At 61.4% G+C, this 655-nt stretch carries 2 protein-coding genes; one reads left to right on the top strand and one right to left on the bottom strand.

Annotated elements, in window-relative coordinates; all coding sequences use genetic code 11:
• Positions 1-446 (top strand): glutathione S-transferase C-terminal domain-containing protein (locus PDO_RS17005; RefSeq protein WP_007604708.1); only part of this gene is annotated, 446 nt, incomplete at its 5' end.
• 3 nt (positions 447-449) lie between these two features.
• Here PDO_RS17005 and PDO_RS17000 read toward each other — a convergent pair.
• Positions 450-655 (bottom strand): DNA mismatch repair protein MutT (locus PDO_RS17000; protein WP_037074507.1); only part of this gene is annotated, 206 nt, incomplete at its 5' end.

Raw genomic sequence — 655 nt, 5'->3', positions numbered from 1 at the left:
CGGTCAATGCCCGCGTCTACGACAACGTCAACAACGGCGTCTACAAGTCGGGCTTTGCCACCACACAGGAAGCCTACGAAAGCGCCGTCTATCCGCTGTTCGAAACGCTGGACTGGCTGGAGCAGCGCCTGGCCCAACAGCGTTATCTGTTCGATAAGAGCATGACCGAGGCCGACTGGCGTCTGTTCACCACGCTGGTGCGCTTTGACCCGGTCTATGTCGGCCATTTCAAATGCAACATCCGCCGCATCGCCGACTATCCGGCGCTCTATGCCTATCTGCGCGACCTCTATCAGACGCCGGGTGTCGCCGACACCGTCGAGATGCGCCATATCAAGCATCACTACTACCGCAGCCATCTGATGATAAACCCGACCGGCGTGGTTCCGGTCGGACCGGAACTGGATCTGGAGTTGCAGCACGGCCGGGAAAAGCTGGCCGCGTGAGGCTTACCAATGGTGCGATGGCGGCACTTCGCCGCCAAGTTCCCCCAGCCGCCGCAGAGTGGCGGCAGTGGTGCCCTGCGGCAGGGCCCGCGGATCAAAAAATCTGGCCTCGACGATCTCCCGATCGGCAAGGCGCGGCGCGGTCTGGCGAACGTTCACACGGTAAAGCACGACATGGTCGCGTCGGCTGATCCTGCGGTTGAAGTAAA

Origin of the sequence: Rhizobium sp. PDO1-076 (assembly GCF_000247475.1) — a bacterium.
GTDB lineage: Bacteria > Pseudomonadota > Alphaproteobacteria > Rhizobiales > Rhizobiaceae > Allorhizobium.
This window is presented reverse-complemented; position numbering and strand designations above follow the sequence as displayed.